This is a genomic window from Microseira sp. BLCC-F43 (assembly GCF_041929235.1).
GTDB lineage: Bacteria > Cyanobacteriota > Cyanobacteriia > Cyanobacteriales > Aerosakkonemataceae > Microseira.
Map to the genome: position 1 here is coordinate 23355 of NZ_JBHFNP010000197.1, position 15958 is coordinate 39312.

15 protein-coding genes and 2 pseudogenes are annotated in these 15958 nt (G+C 44.6%); 5 read left to right on the plus strand and 12 right to left on the minus strand.

Going from position 1 to position 15958, the window contains the following annotated elements:
- Positions 1-166 precede the first annotated feature (166 nt).
- From ACE1CM_RS27270 to ACE1CM_RS27300, 7 genes are all read right to left on the minus strand, one after another.
- Positions 167-1924 carry an ABC transporter ATP-binding protein gene (locus tag ACE1CM_RS27270; RefSeq protein ID WP_374881994.1) on the minus strand — a complete coding sequence of 586 codons (1758 nt, stop codon included), beginning with the start codon at positions 1922-1924 and terminating at the stop codon, positions 167-169.
- A gap of 16 nt (positions 1925-1940) precedes the next feature.
- Positions 1941-3053, minus strand: coding sequence for a hypothetical protein (locus ACE1CM_RS27275; RefSeq protein WP_374881995.1), 1113 nt, complete (start codon positions 3051-3053; stop codon positions 1941-1943).
- A 14-nt stretch (positions 3054-3067) separates the two neighbouring features.
- A complete protein-coding gene (locus tag ACE1CM_RS27280) occupies positions 3068-3871 on the minus strand; it encodes a hypothetical protein (protein WP_374881996.1) in 804 nt (267 codons plus the stop codon).
- Positions 3871-4281 (minus strand): hypothetical protein, encoded by a 411-nt coding sequence (locus ACE1CM_RS27285; protein WP_374881997.1) that lies wholly within the window; start codon positions 4279-4281, stop codon positions 3871-3873. The genes ACE1CM_RS27280 and ACE1CM_RS27285 overlap by 1 nt, the downstream gene beginning before the upstream one ends.
- A gap of 91 nt (positions 4282-4372) precedes the next feature.
- Positions 4373-4750 carry an ectoine synthase gene (locus ACE1CM_RS27290; protein WP_374881998.1) on the minus strand — a complete coding sequence of 126 codons (378 nt, stop codon included), beginning with the start codon at positions 4748-4750 and terminating at the stop codon, positions 4373-4375.
- A gap of 177 nt (positions 4751-4927) precedes the next feature.
- Entirely contained in the window at positions 4928-5794 is an 867-nt protein-coding gene (locus ACE1CM_RS27295; RefSeq protein ID WP_374881999.1) for a hypothetical protein, read from the minus strand.
- Positions 5795-6169: 375 nt separating this feature from the next.
- Positions 6170-6409, minus strand: coding sequence for a hypothetical protein (locus ACE1CM_RS27300; protein ID WP_374882000.1), 240 nt, complete (start codon positions 6407-6409; stop codon positions 6170-6172).
- Positions 6410-6844: 435 nt separating this feature from the next.
- On the opposite strand from ACE1CM_RS27300, the pseudogene ACE1CM_RS27305 reads away from it, so the two are divergent.
- Positions 6845-6997: pseudogene (locus ACE1CM_RS27305) on the plus strand (Uma2 family endonuclease); the annotation flags it as partial.
- On the opposite strand, the gene ACE1CM_RS27310 reads toward ACE1CM_RS27305, so the two are convergent.
- The 3 genes from ACE1CM_RS27310 to ACE1CM_RS27320 all read right to left on the minus strand — a co-directional run bounded on the left by ACE1CM_RS27310 (position 6972) and on the right by ACE1CM_RS27320 (position 9186).
- The gene (locus tag ACE1CM_RS27310) at positions 6972-7424 is read right to left on the minus strand and encodes a hypothetical protein (RefSeq protein ID WP_374882001.1); all 453 of its coding nucleotides are present in this window, start codon (positions 7422-7424) and stop codon (positions 6972-6974) included. The pseudogene ACE1CM_RS27305 and the gene ACE1CM_RS27310 overlap by 26 nt on opposite strands.
- Before the next feature lie 285 nt (positions 7425-7709).
- Entirely contained in the window at positions 7710-8078 is a 369-nt protein-coding gene (locus ACE1CM_RS27315; RefSeq protein WP_374882002.1) for an RNA polymerase sigma factor, read from the minus strand.
- Positions 8079-8610: 532 nt separating this feature from the next.
- A complete protein-coding gene (locus ACE1CM_RS27320; RefSeq protein WP_374882003.1) occupies positions 8611-9186 on the minus strand; it encodes a hypothetical protein in 576 nt (191 codons plus the stop codon).
- Between the two features lie 138 nt (positions 9187-9324).
- On the opposite strand from ACE1CM_RS27320, the gene ACE1CM_RS27325 reads away from it, so the two are divergent.
- Complete coding sequence (locus tag ACE1CM_RS27325) at positions 9325-10443, plus strand: ferrochelatase (RefSeq protein WP_374882024.1); 1119 nt, start codon at positions 9325-9327, stop codon at positions 10441-10443.
- 89 nt (positions 10444-10532) lie between these two features.
- Here ACE1CM_RS27325 and ACE1CM_RS27330 read toward each other — a convergent pair whose 3' ends face one another.
- Positions 10533-11072, minus strand: coding sequence for an NADPH-dependent FMN reductase (locus ACE1CM_RS27330; protein WP_374882004.1), 540 nt, complete (start codon positions 11070-11072; stop codon positions 10533-10535).
- Between the two features lie 335 nt (positions 11073-11407).
- Here ACE1CM_RS27330 and ACE1CM_RS27335 point away from each other — a divergent pair.
- Positions 11408-11524, plus strand: a pseudogene (locus tag ACE1CM_RS27335) (DICT sensory domain-containing protein); the annotation flags it as partial.
- 84 nt (positions 11525-11608) lie between these two features.
- On the opposite strand, the gene ACE1CM_RS27340 reads toward ACE1CM_RS27335, so the two are convergent.
- Positions 11609-12718 carry a glycosyltransferase gene (locus ACE1CM_RS27340; protein WP_374882005.1) on the minus strand — a complete coding sequence of 370 codons (1110 nt, stop codon included), beginning with the start codon at positions 12716-12718 and terminating at the stop codon, positions 11609-11611.
- Between the two features lie 328 nt (positions 12719-13046).
- Between ACE1CM_RS27340 and ACE1CM_RS27345 the strand changes: the two genes are divergently transcribed.
- A complete protein-coding gene (locus ACE1CM_RS27345) occupies positions 13047-15035 on the plus strand; it encodes a DICT sensory domain-containing protein (RefSeq protein WP_374882006.1) in 1989 nt (662 codons plus the stop codon).
- Between the two features lie 306 nt (positions 15036-15341).
- Positions 15342-15767, plus strand: a complete 426-nt coding sequence (locus tag ACE1CM_RS27350; protein ID WP_374882007.1) for a photosystem I reaction center subunit II PsaD — start codon at positions 15342-15344, stop codon at positions 15765-15767.
- Positions 15768-15958: the final 191 nt, after the last annotated feature.

A 15958-nucleotide genomic window follows, 5' to 3' on the forward strand; every position in this document is an offset into this window, starting at 1 on the left:
CAGCCAAAAACTCAGCCGCAGTTGAAAGCTCGCGCTCTCCCTCTCTCTTCACCCATTTTCCAAAAAACCTGGTTTTTGGGGTTTCTGGCTGCCTCGCTACCGCAACCTTTCTGCTAACTGCTGTACAAATGACTTGAGAGGAAGATACGACAGGTTAAATTTGCGCTCAGAGATAAGCTTCCCCAAATAAGTTGTTATGTGCTGGATGACTTTGTTGCCAAAGTGTGGCATAGATACCTTCTTTTTGCATTAAATCTGCATGGCTACCTGATGCAACAATGCGTCCTGAATCCATCACAAAAATTACATTCGCACGCAACGCTTGACTGATGCGGTGGGTGATGACAATGACTGTACGTTCTTTGGCAATGCGCTCGATAGTGGCGAGAATACCCGCTTCTGTCGCCGGATCTAGTGCTGATGTAGCTTCATCCACAATCAGAATAGCCGGATCTCTGACTAGCGCTCTAGCGAGGGCGATTCTTTGCCGCTGTCCCCCCGATAGCTGTCCCCCTCTGTCGCCAACAGGTGTGTCGTAGCCTTGGGGTAAAGTGACAATAAAATCGTGTATTTCTGCGGCTTTAGCGGCGGCTTCTACTTGCTCGTCAGTAGCTGACAAATAGCCCATCCTGATATTTTCCCGCACCGAGCTATTAAACAGAATTACTTCTTGAGAAACTAATCCAATTTGAGACCTGAGCGATTGTTGCGTGCAGGAGCGCAAATCTACTTCATCAAATAGAATGCGACCTTTATCTGGGTCGTACAGTCGGGTAAGTAGATTAACGATGGTACTTTTACCCGCACCGGATTGTCCAACAAAGACGACAAAATCTCCTTGGTGGAGGGTTAGGGATAGATTATTAATTCCTTTTCTCTGTGAGGAATAGTTAAAGCTAACATTATCAAAGCGAATTTCGCGGGAAAAATGGGGTAATTCAATAGCACCAGGCGCATCTTGGACTTGCGGAACTTCAGCTAACAGAACGCAGATGCGCTGCATCGCGGCTATCCCATCTATTAGGTAGGGGAGGGAAAACGTAAAGCTGAGGATGTTTAGATTTAAACCGACTAATAAAACCTGAAAAGAGACGAGTGTCCCTACCGTAATCAAGTTCCAGTAGGTCATTAATGCGCCGATAGCGATTACGGCAAGCTGGACAAACACAAAGACTAGATCCGGAATCCTTTGGACTAAATAAGAGGAAAACTTAGCTAGAACATAAACTTTCTTTATGTCGTGCAATTCCTGGGAAAAATTGTTAATGGTTCTGTTATGCAAGCCAAACATTTTAACAACTGATTGGGAAAGAACATTTTCTTGAACGACACTAGCAATTTTTCCTTCTTTTTCTCTAAATTGATAGTTTCGCTCTGTAGCTTTTTGACCAATTTTGGCGGGGGCAACGGTGCAGAAGGTTAAACCAATACAACTAATCAGACCTAACTGCCAGTTGAGAGAAAACATAAAAATAGCAGAAAATAGAATGCTACCGAGTTCTAAAATCATTGTTATTCCGTAGTTCAAGCTATTTTCTACTTTCTCGGTATCGGCGAAAAAACAATTAACAATATCTCCGGCTGAACGTCGCCCAAAAAACTCCATAGATAGGTTTTGCAGGCGAGAAAACATAGAATAGCGGATGTTGTTGACAACTGAAATGTTAAACCGTGTAGCCCAATAATCTCCTATTAAACCGATGAATACAAAAAAAATCGCTCCCCCATCCAGCCAGAGGAGAATTAAAACTAGGAGACGGTAATTTTGGGGAATAATGGCTGCGTCGATAATAAATTTTAAGCTCATTCTAATTGAGGATTCAAAGGCTGCCTCAAAAAGCTCACGCTCGATGAGAAGAATCGCTAACCATCTGTAGGGATCGATGTATTTATTCAGTTCTTTGAGAAAGCAAATTAGATTCATTTGTATATAATTATCACTATTTTGTATAATTCCTAGTAAAAGCTTCTGCAAGAATTTCTGACATCAGCTGTGCAAATGGGATGCCAGCAAGGTGCAAAATAGTGCCAACTGATGTTGCACTTGGATTGGAGAAATCAAACAGAGGTATAGAAGAAATACCACAGTTAGGATTCACCTCTAGGACAAAGATTTCTTGAGAGGCTTTATCCATGCGTATATCTACTCGTGCATATCCATTACCGCCAACTGCACAGTAAGCGTGCTTGCTTAATTCGCAAAGCCTATCATGCAAATCAGAAGCAACTAATTGGTAGCGGTAAAATGGTTCTCCCAATGACAAAGAAGATTCTTCTTTTGCCCAAGCTCTTTCGTAAGCCAAAAATCGTTCAGTTTCAGGCAAGTTGGAGTGAAACACCCGTTCCGCAGGTGGATAGATTTTGATGCTCTCTGGCTGCTGGGTAGAACCTAACAGGAAGACTGTAAATTCACGACCATTGATGAACCGTTCCACAAAAATGCTGTCCGGTGGGAATTGCATATCATGCTGTCCTTGGAGCAGCCATTGGACTTGTTTACTCACCTGTTCATCACTTTCTACAACCGACTGTAAAGAAAGCCCTCGGCTTCCCATAGACATGGCTGGTTTTACCATCAAAGGAGTACCAAGACGCTCACACACTCCCTGAATGCCGCTGATGTCTGTAATGACTTCATAGGGAGCAGTAGCTACACCTGCTTCAACAAAAGCACGCTTCATTCTAAGTTTAGATGAGCAGAGATAATCAAAGGTAGAATCTGCACCCGTAAAGAGGATGCCTTTTGCTTCCAGTAGTTTAATAACGCAAGTGCCGGGGTAGTTGGGGTCTTCATCCCCAGCACAATAGTTCAACACTACTGGAATGTACTCCTTGCTGGAAGCAACTATCTCTTCTACAACCGCGTGCATATTTTCAAAAGTAATCGGCTGCCATTTCCACTTGGTGCCGAGTTCTGCAAATAGGTCTGTCAGTTCCTGGTGAGATTCAGGAGTGTCGTATTCTTCACTAACCCATCCTTGTTCTGTGATGCGGTAGGGAACAAATACCCAAACAAACAACTTGTTTCTAGGCACAGGCAATTTCTGTAACATCAATGTTTCCTCTGTTATTTTGTTGCCAAAGAGTGGCATAGAGTCCTTAATTGCAACTTAGTAGAATGCCTAGCAAAAGCCTCTGCAATGATTTCTGACATCACTTGGGCAAACGGGATACCAGAAAAATGCAGGATAGTTCCAACAGAGGTTTCGTAAGGTTTTTCATTTTCAGCTTCTCTAGAGTCATATTCTTCAGAAATAGGAAAAAAAGATAAAGCACAATTAGGATTCACCTCAAGAACAAACAATTCTTGGGAAACTTTATCCATTCGCACATCAACTCGTCCATATCCATTGCCACCAACAGCACAGTAGGCACGTTTGCTTAACTCACAAAGTCTTTCTTGCAATTCTGGAGCAACTAGTTGGTAACGACAGAGCGGTTCTTGGGGTGAGAGGGAACTTTCTTGTTCATCTTTTTCTCTGTCGTAAGCCAAAAATTGTTCGGTTTCAGGCAAGCTGGAGTGAAACACTCGTTCCATAGGTGGATAGACTTTGATGTGTTCTGGTTTCTGAGCCGAACCGATAATGAAAACTGTAAACTCAGAACCATTGATAAACCGTTCCACAAAGATGCTGTCCGGCGGAAAATGCATCCCGTGCTGTCCAGAAAGCAAGCGTTGAACTTGTACTCTCACCTGCTCATCGCTGAAAACTACTGAACTTAAGGAAATTCCATGACTCCCATAAGAGGTTGCAGGTTTCACAATCAGAGGAGTGCCAAGTCGCTCACACACTCCTTCTATGTGGTTGATGTCAGCAATGACTTCATAGGGAGCAGTAGCCACACCCGCATCGACCAAATCACGCTTCATTAAAATTTTGTTGTCACACAGATGGCAAAAGTTAGCGCTCCTGTAACAATAATGCCTTTTTCTTCCAGGAGTTTCACCAGAGAAAAGCCTGGGTAGCCATCAAGCTCTTCAAATCCATCGCAATAGTTTAAGACTAATGGAACGTACTCTTTACTAGAAGCAGCTACTTCCTCTACAATTGCGTGCATATTCTCTAAGGTAATCGGCTGCCACTTCCATTTAATGCCGAGTTCCGCAAAAACCCTTGCTAGTTCTTGACGATAGCCCGGATTGTCATAAAATTCTCCAATTAGTCCTTGTTCTGTAATTCGGTAGGGAATAAATGCCCAGACGAATACCTTACTGGTAGGTACAGGCAATTCCTGAAACATCGATATTTTCTCCATTAATTGGTTGCCAACCTGCGTCATGTAGTTCTGCTTACCTTAAATATTGTCGGACTTTGAGGCTGTTCCATTCATTAGACGTAATTTAGTGAATGCAAATACAGTACGTTTAAATCTAGTAGCAGGAGCTTTTACTGTTACTCAGTTTATGAGATTCAGAGCCTTGCAGAGGTGGCGTAAAGACGCAGATTAGCCGTAACATCGTTTTAGCACGTAAATAATGTTTGTCATTCTTATCTAAGGCATACATAGTGCCAGGCTGAATAGGATAAACTGCCCCATCTACTTCTACTTCCCCTTCACCTTCTATGCAGTAGCAAGCTTCCATGTGATTTGTGTATTCAAGTAATGATTCTGTGTTTGCTTCAATTATTGTATCGGTAAGAGAAAATCCCATTCCATCGCGAGCCAACAAAAATCTTCTACTTTGTCCATTGCCCCAATCAACATCACGTTCCGTGCTAACAATCTCCTTCAAGCTTCTGATAATCATGCCTTAGTATCTCCTTCAGTTTACTTCTGCTTTTCTGTATCTATTTCAGCTATTTTTATTTTCACACAAACTCACTTGCTCGAAAACAAAATTATCCAGAAATTTTTTCTGACGGCGTTTATGACGATATATCCCCTCTGCAATAATATGTTTAAGGAAACTTGAGGCATTTTCATTTTACCCCAAAATGTAGTCAGCAGATGTTTTTTCTTTGCCATCAAGAAAGATTAAAGGACTAAAGTTAATTTCAAGTAAGAAAATCTCATTTTGCTCGTTAACCCTGAAATCAAGACGAGCATAGCCAACACCATTAAACTTTAGAAAAATATTTTTTGCGGCTTCTCTCAAACGAGAATCGATCTCTGGATCAGAACAAAGAACATTACATTCTGGATGATATTGCTGCACTTTTAGATTGTAAGTTTTGAAACGTTCTCCCTCTGGAAAAACAAACTCTAGGGACTGATATGTTATTGGAGAATCGCGATCTTCAAAATTGGCAGCTACAAGAACTGTAAATTCTTTTTCAGATATATATTCTTCAATTAAAACCAGATCAAAATGAGTTAAAAGATTGGCTACCTTACTTTGTAATGCTTCCTTTGTTGTTATATAAGATTTATTGTCAATACCTAAACTATCCATTGCTGCTGCTGGTTTAGCAAAAAGAGGAAATTGTAGTCTTTGACAAGCGTTCTTAACATCAGATAAGGTTTCAATCTTTACAAATGCTGGTGTTTGCACTCCTGCAATGTAAGCGATATGCTTCATTAACTCTTTGCTGGGAGCGTAGAGGTCAAAAGTCGGACCCGTGTAAGGTAAATCAAGCTGCTCCAAGGCAACGATTACATCAATAGAGGGAACATCCCAGTCCAAACATCCGGTACAGAGGTTAACAAAAATATCGTAACCTTGATTCTTTAACTCTTTCAGTTGACGATAGGTTGTCGCTTTGTTGAGAAATACGTGGTCTACTTGGTCTTCTGGTAATAAATAGGAAAGATTCCGTGGTGGTTCAGAGTTTTTGTAATCTACTTCTGCCATATAGTCTACTGGCGATACCGACTGAGAATAGTCAGGTTGCAGAACACAAACTTTCATGTTGATTTCCTAGTGCGTCAGTTTGGTAAAAGTAGCGTAAAGGATTGGGTTAGTTTTGAGTTATTGCGATCGCCCTTCTGATGTGGAAATTTAATCAGGTTGTGGGGCGATCGCTTTTCAGGTGGCGGGACTGCTAGAACATCGTGCAGTCTCTACCTGCCGACGCGCGTCTGTGGAAGTTGCTTAGAGGGGCGATCGCTCTTCTGAATTATGAATTTCATTTAGTAGAGAAGCAATCGTACTCCTTCTTCTCCTCTTCTACACTCTGCGATATTGCTTCTTTTTTTTACTTCCTGTCAAAATTATGTTCGTTTTCTGTCAAGCCAATTGAATTGTATTTACCATAAACACATTCTGGTTCATCAGGTGGGTTACAATCAGTGCGTAATTATTTCCGTTATATGTGAAATTCATCGGCTGGTTGTTTCCCACTGGCACATTCTGCTGATTCGCCGCATTGTTGATCCATTGTTGTAATGCTTGGGCAAAAAGTTGATGGTTGATATGATTTCCTGTCAAAAATGCTCCAGCATCTGGATCAAATTGCACCTGTAACATAGATATGTCTCCTTGTTATCAGCTATTCACAATCGTTAGTTTTAATAACTTTGTAGCGTAGTATTTATCCGGTAGGGAATTGGAACTTTTGTTGTTCCATTAATAAGACGTTTCCCGAAGCCAAATTGTGAACTCTTCAACCGCACAAATTTTCTCAACTCACTACACCTAACAAAACCGCCTCCAAGATGCGCCTCTTTTAGCACAGGTAGTGACAAATTTCCTCGCTACCCTTACAGCATCAATTTGCTGTTTTTAAAGAGACAATAGCATGGTATAGTCACCACCGCTATTCAGGCTAACTATATAGTTACAACTCCTCTGACATTAAACCTAGACACCGTTACCCTGACAGACGAATAGTCTTAAGGGGCATAAATAAACATAACAACCAGATACCCAACTTCTTAGAAAAGTCGGGTATCTGATACCGATGCAGGGGTGCAATTGGGATGGTTAATTAACCCCCAACAGCAGCAAGTGGAAATTTATCGCCCAGGACAAGACGTGGAAGTGCGAAATCTTCCCACAGAATTATCGGGTGAGAATGTATTGCCTGGATTTAGCTTGAATCTATTCCTTTATTAACCATCCTCGCCCCCCGCGTTAGTAATCTCAGAAACCAGGTTTCTTGCATGGGGGAGGCCGAAATTTCGCTACTCCAAGCTAGAGAAACCCAGATTAGCAATTGCTTCAAAGCGCTTCGCCAAGCTATCCGCAAGAGCGGAATCGCCCATTGAGAAGACGTGGGAAAGGCCGAAATTTCGTTGCTACAGCTAGAGAAACCCGGTTTCTCGCCCTTCATCCTTTCCTCTAGTTCCAGCTTTTCTCTCTGCGGTACAGACAGCGCTGCCGACTGGGGTTCCCCATCAGCAACAATCTCTATTTCCTCTAACTTCTCATCAGATTGAGCATCCACTAAAACAGGCTCAATCTGCGTAAAATACAGCGCCGCTTCTGGTAATTCCCCACCAGCAACAATTTGTACTTCTTCTAACTCCCCAGATAATGCCATCTCGCCCGCAACGGGTTCGGGAGCAGTCTGCTTCGACTTCCTGGGTTTTGCAGACTGGGGAGAAACCCTAGACTCCCTATATTCAGAGAAATTTTCATTGAACCGCTGACGCAAAATTGTCCGCGCCTGGGAAATGCGCTTGCGGACGTTATCGTAGGATATACCAAGCTGTTCGGCAATATCTTAATAAGATAGCTCTGATTCAAAATGGAGAATAAAAGTCTCGCGCAATCTATCTGGTAACTCATCTATTGCGCTGCGAAAAAATAATTCCAGTTCTCGCCGCTACGCGGCGAGAACTGGTGTTTCTTCTTGGCTAATTAATTCGGTTTCGTTTCCTGTAGCAATGGTGTCTAAACTGTCAACTCCTACTGCACTCCTTTTGCGATCTCGATGGGTATCGGCGCACAGGTTATAAGTCAATCGGGTTAACCAAGCCTTAAAGTTTTTAATAGCATCCGTACAATCTCTTACTTTCTCCAAAGCTTTGAGCATCGCCCGACTAAGGGCATCTTCCCCATCGGTTTGGTTGCCCATCCACTTGCAACAGCAACGGTAAATATAGTCTTGATACTGCTGCCATAATTTCCAAAAAGCTGCATCTATATCTTGAGTGCATGAGGATGGGAATGAGGCGGAATTAGAACCTAACATCTCTTGAGGGTGAAACTCTAATCGGAAAAACAGGTTGCGATTGATTTAGGCGGCGATTAACCTAGCCTAGTATGCACCCATTGCCATGTTTACTCACTACCTTTGCTCAAGCCATTAGTATTAATGCTGATTTAATACTGATAGGTTGCCTAAGGAGTGTGTCGTTTTTCATCTTTACCGATCGCTCATGCCCCTGTCAGTAGGAAAAGTAGGATCTCTAAAGTAGGAAAAGTACGATCTTCGCCGCTATGAATGCATAACTATGGCGTGACTTTAGCAATTCAATATCACGCCCTAAAACACCACCGTATTAATACTGAATTTTTCCCGCTCGTTCAGCTAACAAGCTTGTCTTTTTTCTATACTATTCAGTAGTAACAACTAATTCAGCCTTGCCTTTATAAAGCCTTTATAAATAAGACAAGACTTTACACAGACTTAAACTGTTGCCCGCATCACGGGCTAAAACACCGCAGTATTCATACTGATAAGTAGGCACTGGGGCGGGTCTTTTTTCCGTAATTTCTCTCAGTCAACATATAAAGCGGTTTGCAGCCTCAAAGCGCTGCAACAGCATTGTCAAAAACTCCGCAGCAGAGGAAAGCGATCGCATCCCTTCTCTATTCACCCACCACCCTCGCACCGTTTGCGGCGCGCGCCACAATTCCAAATGCCCCACCCCCGGATCGGCATAAAAACTCTCTTCCCCACTCCCCAGCAACGCGGAACTCCAGTGGGTAAATTCATCGTGGCTAACGCGATAAATCGGAAAATCGCCAAATAACGGCACTCCCCATCCATCTAACGCTATAAACGCTTTTACCGTACCTCCCATCCGCCGCCACGCCGCTGCTGCTGCGATCGCTCCCACTACCCCCGCGCTGAAGCTGATGAATACCAGGGGGTAGGTGGGCAGGTGGGCTGGTGGGCTGGTGGGCAATCTATCGCCGACAAACTGCAAGATGTGAAACCCTGAGTACACTGGGTAATCTTTCCCTGGCACAATAAGTATATCTTCGGATTGACAAATTTCACCCAATCGCAATCCTGCCACAAAGCTTTCGGTCAACTCTGGCGGGTGAATGCCAGGACAAATAATTACCTTCACAATTTTGCTTCTATTACCGCTGCAACAATTATTAACGTATCCCCCCGGTGGGGATGCTAACCTATTAAGCGGAGGGGTGCTTTGGACAATCCCCCAACCCCCCACTCGGATATTTTCACTTTAGGCGAGGAATCCCACGTGGTTGCTACCCCAGAAAAACTGCAACATACCCATCACCACGCAGACTCCCAAGATCGGGTTGCTGTATTGCTCATGGGTTACGGTGAAGTCGAAAGTTACGAAGACTTCGCCAACTATAACGAACAGGCACTGCATCTACTCACCGCTAAGTTTGCACCAGTGCCAACCTGGATTTATCCCCCTTTAGCCAGAATTTTGGCAATGTTTGACTTGCACGAGTGGGGACATCAGCACGGCAATTTCATTTCACCCCACAATGCCATTTTTGAACAGCAACGAGCTGGAATTGAACAGCACTTGCAAGAAAAATGGGGCGAAAAAGTTCAAGTTTTCAAAGCGTTTAACTTCTGCGCGCCCTTCCTTCCCAAACAAGTTTTAGCTGAAATTAAATCCCAAGGATTTGACAAACTGCTGATTTATCCGCTTTTGGTTGTCGATTCTATTTTTACCAGCGGTATCGCCGTCGAGCAAGTCAACAAATCCCTGGCAAATCTGACTGACGGTGATGAACATTGGGTTAAAGGACAGCGCTACATTCCTTCTTTCTATAACGAACCAGATTACATCGATTTAATGGCTCGTCTCGTAGAAGAAAAAATCGCTGCCGAATTAGCCCAAGCTTACCTGCCCTCTCAAATTGGCATCGTGTTGATGAATCACGGTTGTCCCCACAAAGCCAAAGGTTTTACTTCTGGAATTGACGAAAGTCAGGCAATGTATGAGTTGGTACGAGAAAAACTAATTCACCGCTATCCACTCATTTCCATCGGTTGGCTAAATCACGATACGCCCCTGATCGAATGGACGCAACCTAATGTCAATCAAGCTGCTAGCAATCTAATCGAATTGGGTGCAAAAGCAATTCTGTTCATGCCGATTGGTTTTGCTACCGAAAATCACGAAACTTTGCTGGATGTCCACCACATTATTCATGCTTTGTCACATCGGCATAAAGATGTAAACTACGTCCAAATGCCTTGCGTCAACGACCATCCAGATTTCTTAAAGATGGCGGCCCAGTGGGCAAATCCCCAAATTGAAGCGCTGTTAGGCGAGGAATCTCTAGCCGTTAATCCCCATCTGGCAACACACGCGCATCATCATCACCACCATTAATGGCTAATGGCTAATGGCTAATGGCTAATGGCTAATGGCTAATGGGTAGTAGGGATTTGACCAATTACCCATTACCCATTACCCATTACCTAACCTCTAAGTTTTATGGTATTTTCCACTAAACTTTGAGCAAATTGATCGAAGCGTTGCGCGAGTTTTTCATCTAACAGTTTGCCTTCTTGCCCAAAGGCTTTCCATGCTTGTCCGACGGCTATTTGTTCCGGAATTACCCATCCATGTACCCATCTCATTATTATCCGCAAATCGTTGAGGGCGTTGCTGTTAGATTGACCGCCCAATACGCTAATTAAACCCGCAACTTTGCCGGATAATTGCTCGAAACTCATCAAATCTAAGGCATTTTTTAACACGCCGCTGACGCTACCGTGATACTCTGGCGTTGCTAAAATTATCCCGTCTGCTTGTTTGACTGCTGCGCGCAATTTTTCCACATCCGGGTAGTCTGGATACTCTTCTCCCCCATCGCAAAATGGTAGGTTCATTTTCCGCAGGTCGAGAATTTCTACTTCCGCCCCTAACGCTTGTACTCGTTGCACCGCTTGCATTAATGCCTGGTAGCTATAGGAGTCGGGGCGTAAACTACCGGCAATTCCTACTATTTTGACCATATTTCCCTGTTCGACGTGTCTTTACTAAACGCAAAATTACTTAACTTCACTTAAACGTCTACTTCGAGGTAATACCTCTACTCGCGGGTTGATCCGGGTAAAGCGAAGTCATTATGACTACATTTAAGATAGCAAAGAAAATTAACAGATGTCAAGGAGAGATTAATGGGGAGAAGGACCCAGGCAAACACCAAAGTTTCTATGAAAAATCGTCGGTTTGGGAACGAGCGAACGCAGCAAGAAACTTTGGTGATAGGATCTTCGGGCGTAAGTCCTGGGGAGAAGGAGCGATCGCGCGCTCTCGCTGGGGATCGTTGGCAGTTAAACTAAAAGCTATGAGCATCCAGACATCCGTGCTAACAGAACTGCTGCAAGACTAGCCCCAGCTGCGTCCGCAAATGTACTTCAAGTCTTCCTTAACGGCACTCTCCCACGGGATGGAAGACCTAATACCCGTACATAGTAAGGGTTTGAACCCAGATGCCGCACCCCCAACTATCAAAAGGGGTTAGTACAGAGATTCTGGATTCCGAGAATTATTGTTGCTCGACGACATTACTAACTATCTGCTTGATGATTTTATCAATATATGCTTGCGAAAGGAAGCTATCAGCAAGAAGCCTCGCATTTTCTTTAATTTTTACCAACTGAACTGGATTCTTTATTAGGTTACATAAGACTTCTATCATCATTTCATTATTTTCTGCGACCAAGATATCCTTTCCAGGGGTCACAATGCCACGAAATCCATCTGCTGCGTTAGTACTCGCAACTATTGCACAGCCATATTGAAGAGCCTCTGCTAATTTAACATTAGCGCCCCCTTTGTTCCAAATAGGACACATGACAACTAAGGCTTGTTTGTATTCTTCCACGATATCGGCTACAAAACCAGCCGCATCAACGCCATCAATACCAGAATAAGCCTCTGTCCCATCTCCAACCAGACGAATTCTTAACTCTGGATTAATTGCGCGCAGGCGAGGCAGTACTTGAGTGATTAGAAACGTAATTGCATCTCGGTTTGGTTGCCAACCAGCGCTGCCGACAAATAAAATATTCTTCGCATCTGACTGCACATCGATCTGAGCTTTTGCGCTGGCAGAAATACAAGGAAGCCAAGTCGTGTTGCACTTATTCAAAATAAATCTATCATCTGGTCGAATCACAAAAACATGTTTGAATTTCGCCCCGCATCGATTCATCATATATTTTGTAACTGGCCATATAGCTCTAGTTAGCGTGGTTTCTGGCATCGGCATACGATCTGCATCAAGAATACATGGCACAAAATGATGCGGGGCAGCAACCGAGGCTGCAAAAAAACTGCAAAAAGCCACATCAAATTGGTAGGTTTCTCTAATCTTTTCGACTTCTTTAATTGCGGGTAGATATAAGCGGAAATCGCTGAAAATAAGGTTTCTGCGTATCCAATACATCCGAGAAGGATTATGGGGTATACCGCTTGGCGCGTTATAATCTACAGTGGCTGGTATATTCTCTTGCGGTTGAGGAGCCAGCCTCAGTACGCGACATTCACCTAATTTCTCTAACGCGATTTTGATAGACAAAAGACGTTGCCCTGTACCGTAGGTATCCGCAGGAACGTCTTTTGATGTAATTAATAGAGATTTTATTTTTTTCATAACCCAAGTTTAACTATTAAAACTCACCGTTCGCGCCATAAAACTCAGTAAAAATAACTATTTTTACTGGCGAGCGCACAAAAGAGAGAGAGTTTATTCTCAATCATTTCTGTGGATATTAACCCATAATACGCAAATACGCAATCCGAGCAAATCGCCAATCTCGCGCTTTAACTTTTACTCGTCGGTTAATTGAGCTAGAAAGCGAAGCCATTACGACTACAGTTAAGAACGCAAAGAAAATTTACAGATGTCAATGAGAGATTAATGGGGAGAAGGAGCGATCGCGCGATCTCGGTGGGGATCGTTGGCAGTTAAACTAAAAGCTATGAGCATCCAGACCTCCGTGCTAGCAGAGCTGCTGCAAGACCAGCCCCAGCTGCGTCCGCAAATGTACTTCAAGTCTTCCTTAACGGCACTCTCCCACGCGATGGAAGACCAAGTTTTAGCGGGATTAGACGAACCATTGATTATTGCTAGTTTTCAGCGAGAGCGTTTTTACCGTCAGGAAGCTCATCGGTATCGCCGCATCGCGGAACAAACGAAGCAAGTGTACGTACTGGCGGCACCGGAAACCAGCTTTACCAGTGGTTCGGGGGAATATGAAACCGTCGCGTTCTCACCGGAGGACGAATTAAGTCACGAATGGCACTTGATTGTAATTGGACAGCTATACGCGAGTTGTTTGGTATGTCGGGAAAGGGAGGGATTGCCCACCGAGATTCAAGTGCCGTTTATCGACCCATCCCGTCGATTTGAAGGAATTTGGACATTTGACCGACAAGTCAGTTGCAGCGCCGCAGAATTGTTATTAAAGCGGATATTAGCGTATCGACCCGAATTAGAAGCCAAAATACAGCAGGCGCGATCGCTTGTTCTGGGAATTAACCCAGAAAATAGAGCTGGGGAAACTTGCCCCATGCCCAATTCCCAATGCCCCAATCCTGACCCCTTCGCCCAACGCTTGGTCACCTATCTACAAGCTGGTCAGTATAAATTGCTCAAAGCTTATCGTTCGATTGCAGCTGCCGAACGTAAAGAAAGATTGGTAAATTCTATTACAGCTTCTATCCGTAAATCCCTGAATGCACACGAAGTGCTAAAGCAAGCAGCGCAAGAATTGGGGCAAGCGATGCAAGTATGTCGGTGTCTGATTTATCGCTGCAAGCAGACCGATGAAACCAGGACGGTACAGCACGAGTTTTTAAGACCTGGCATTAGTTCGCTGGCGGGGGAAATCTGGCCTTTGAAAGACAATCCGCTATTCCAGGAGGTGGTGCAGCATCAGGAAAGAATCTACGTCGCCGACACGCAGCAAGATGTCAGGATTGCCAATTCACCGACGTTAAAGAAATTGGTGCGTCGGTTTGGGATTGTATCTTGGTTGCTGGTGCCAGTGCTGAATCGGGGTAGATTGTTGGGGATGCTGGAATTGCACCACTGCGGATTAAAGCCGCATCGGTGGGAAGATGATGCACTGGAATTGGTGGAAGCGATCGCATCCCAAATCGGGGTAGCCTTAATACAAGCCGAAGCCTACGCCAACTTAGAAGATTTAAATGGGCAACTAGAAGCCTTGGAACGCACCCGCAGCAACTTAATTGCCATTACCGGACACGAATTGCGGACGCCCCTATCGACGATACAAGTATGTTTGGAAAGTCTCGCCAGCGAGCCGGACATGTCAGCGGATTTGCGACAGGTAATGCTAAACTCGGCACTGGCAGACGCCGAACGAATGCGAAAACTCGTGCAAGACTTCCTCACCCTGTCAAAACTGGAAAGCGGGCGGGTAGAATGGCATCCAGAAGCCTTACAAGTCGAAGAATGCGTCGAATTAGCCATTAGCAGTACTCGCGTCCGCCACTCCAAGCAGGAATTGCCGCAAATCGAAAACGAAGTGCCACCCGAATTGCCCCTCGTGCGAGCCGATGGAGAATGGTTGGTGGAAGTTCTCACCAAACTGTTGGACAACGCTTGCAAATTTACATCCCCCCAAGGAAAGATTACAGTGCGGGCGCGGCAAAACGGCAATCAAATGCTAGAAATCACCGTCGCCGACACGGGGCGAGGCATCGAACCCAATCGTCTGGAAGCCGTGTTCGAGCGATTTTATCAAGAAGAAGGCGCTCTGCGGCGAACCACAGGCGGTACGGGGTTAGGATTGGCTATTTGCCGTCAAATCGTCAAAGGCTGGGGTGGAAAAATTTGGGCCGAATCAGATGGGAAAGACACTGGGAGTCAGTTTAACTTCACCATCCCCATCGTTGAAGGTAGCAGAGGAGCAGAGGAGCAAAAGGTGCGGGTGAGCAGGTGAGCAGGTGTGCAGAGGACGCCCAGAAGGGGAGACGCACCGGACGGGGAGAATTCTGGAGAGACATTCCCCGCGTCCCCATGTCCCCATGTCCCTGGGTCACCGCTCTCCCTTGTCACCGTGTCCGGTGCGTCCTCTTCTCCATGACCGATTGCTAAAGAAGTGTAACAGTTCCTCACAAAGTCTTTAGACAGAGGCGATCGCAGTGATACGATGCCCTAGAAACGTTGAAAACGTTCATTGACCGTCATTTATCTTCCCATAACTACAACGCGGGTAATCCCGAAAGTCTCTTTACGGAGGTTTTAGATGTCAGAAGAACTAAAAGGAAAAACCCCTATCTTTGGCGGCGGCACTGGTGGCTTGCTGACCAAAGCAGAGGTTGAAGAAAAATACGCCATCACCTGGACTAGCCCCAAGCAGCAGGTATTTGAAATGCCTACTGGCGGCGCGGCTATCATGAACGAAGGTGATAACCTGCTGTACCTCGCCCGCAAAGAATACTGCATTATGTTGGGCGGTCAGCAACTGCGGGCAAAATTCAAAATCAACAACTACAAGATTTACCGGATTTTCCCCAACGGCGACGTCGAGTTCATCCATCCCGCAGATGGCGTGTTCCCCGAAAAGGTGAACCAAGGCCGTCCCTACGTCGGTAAGGTTGACCGCAGCATCGGCGAAAATCCAGATCCCGCCAAAATCAAATTCAGCGGCAAGAAAACTTACGATCCTTAATTGGTTGTAAGTGCTATAATAGATACTGTACCGTGGGGCACACGGGAATTCACGCTTGAGGAGTAGGTCGCAAAGCCTAGCATCATCTCAAACAAGATGAGCCCAAGAATCCGTCAGATATTTCTGCGCGGAATGTCACAATTTTTGTGTTTGGAAAAGTCCGGCACGCATAGTAAAAGTCAAGGTAAAAG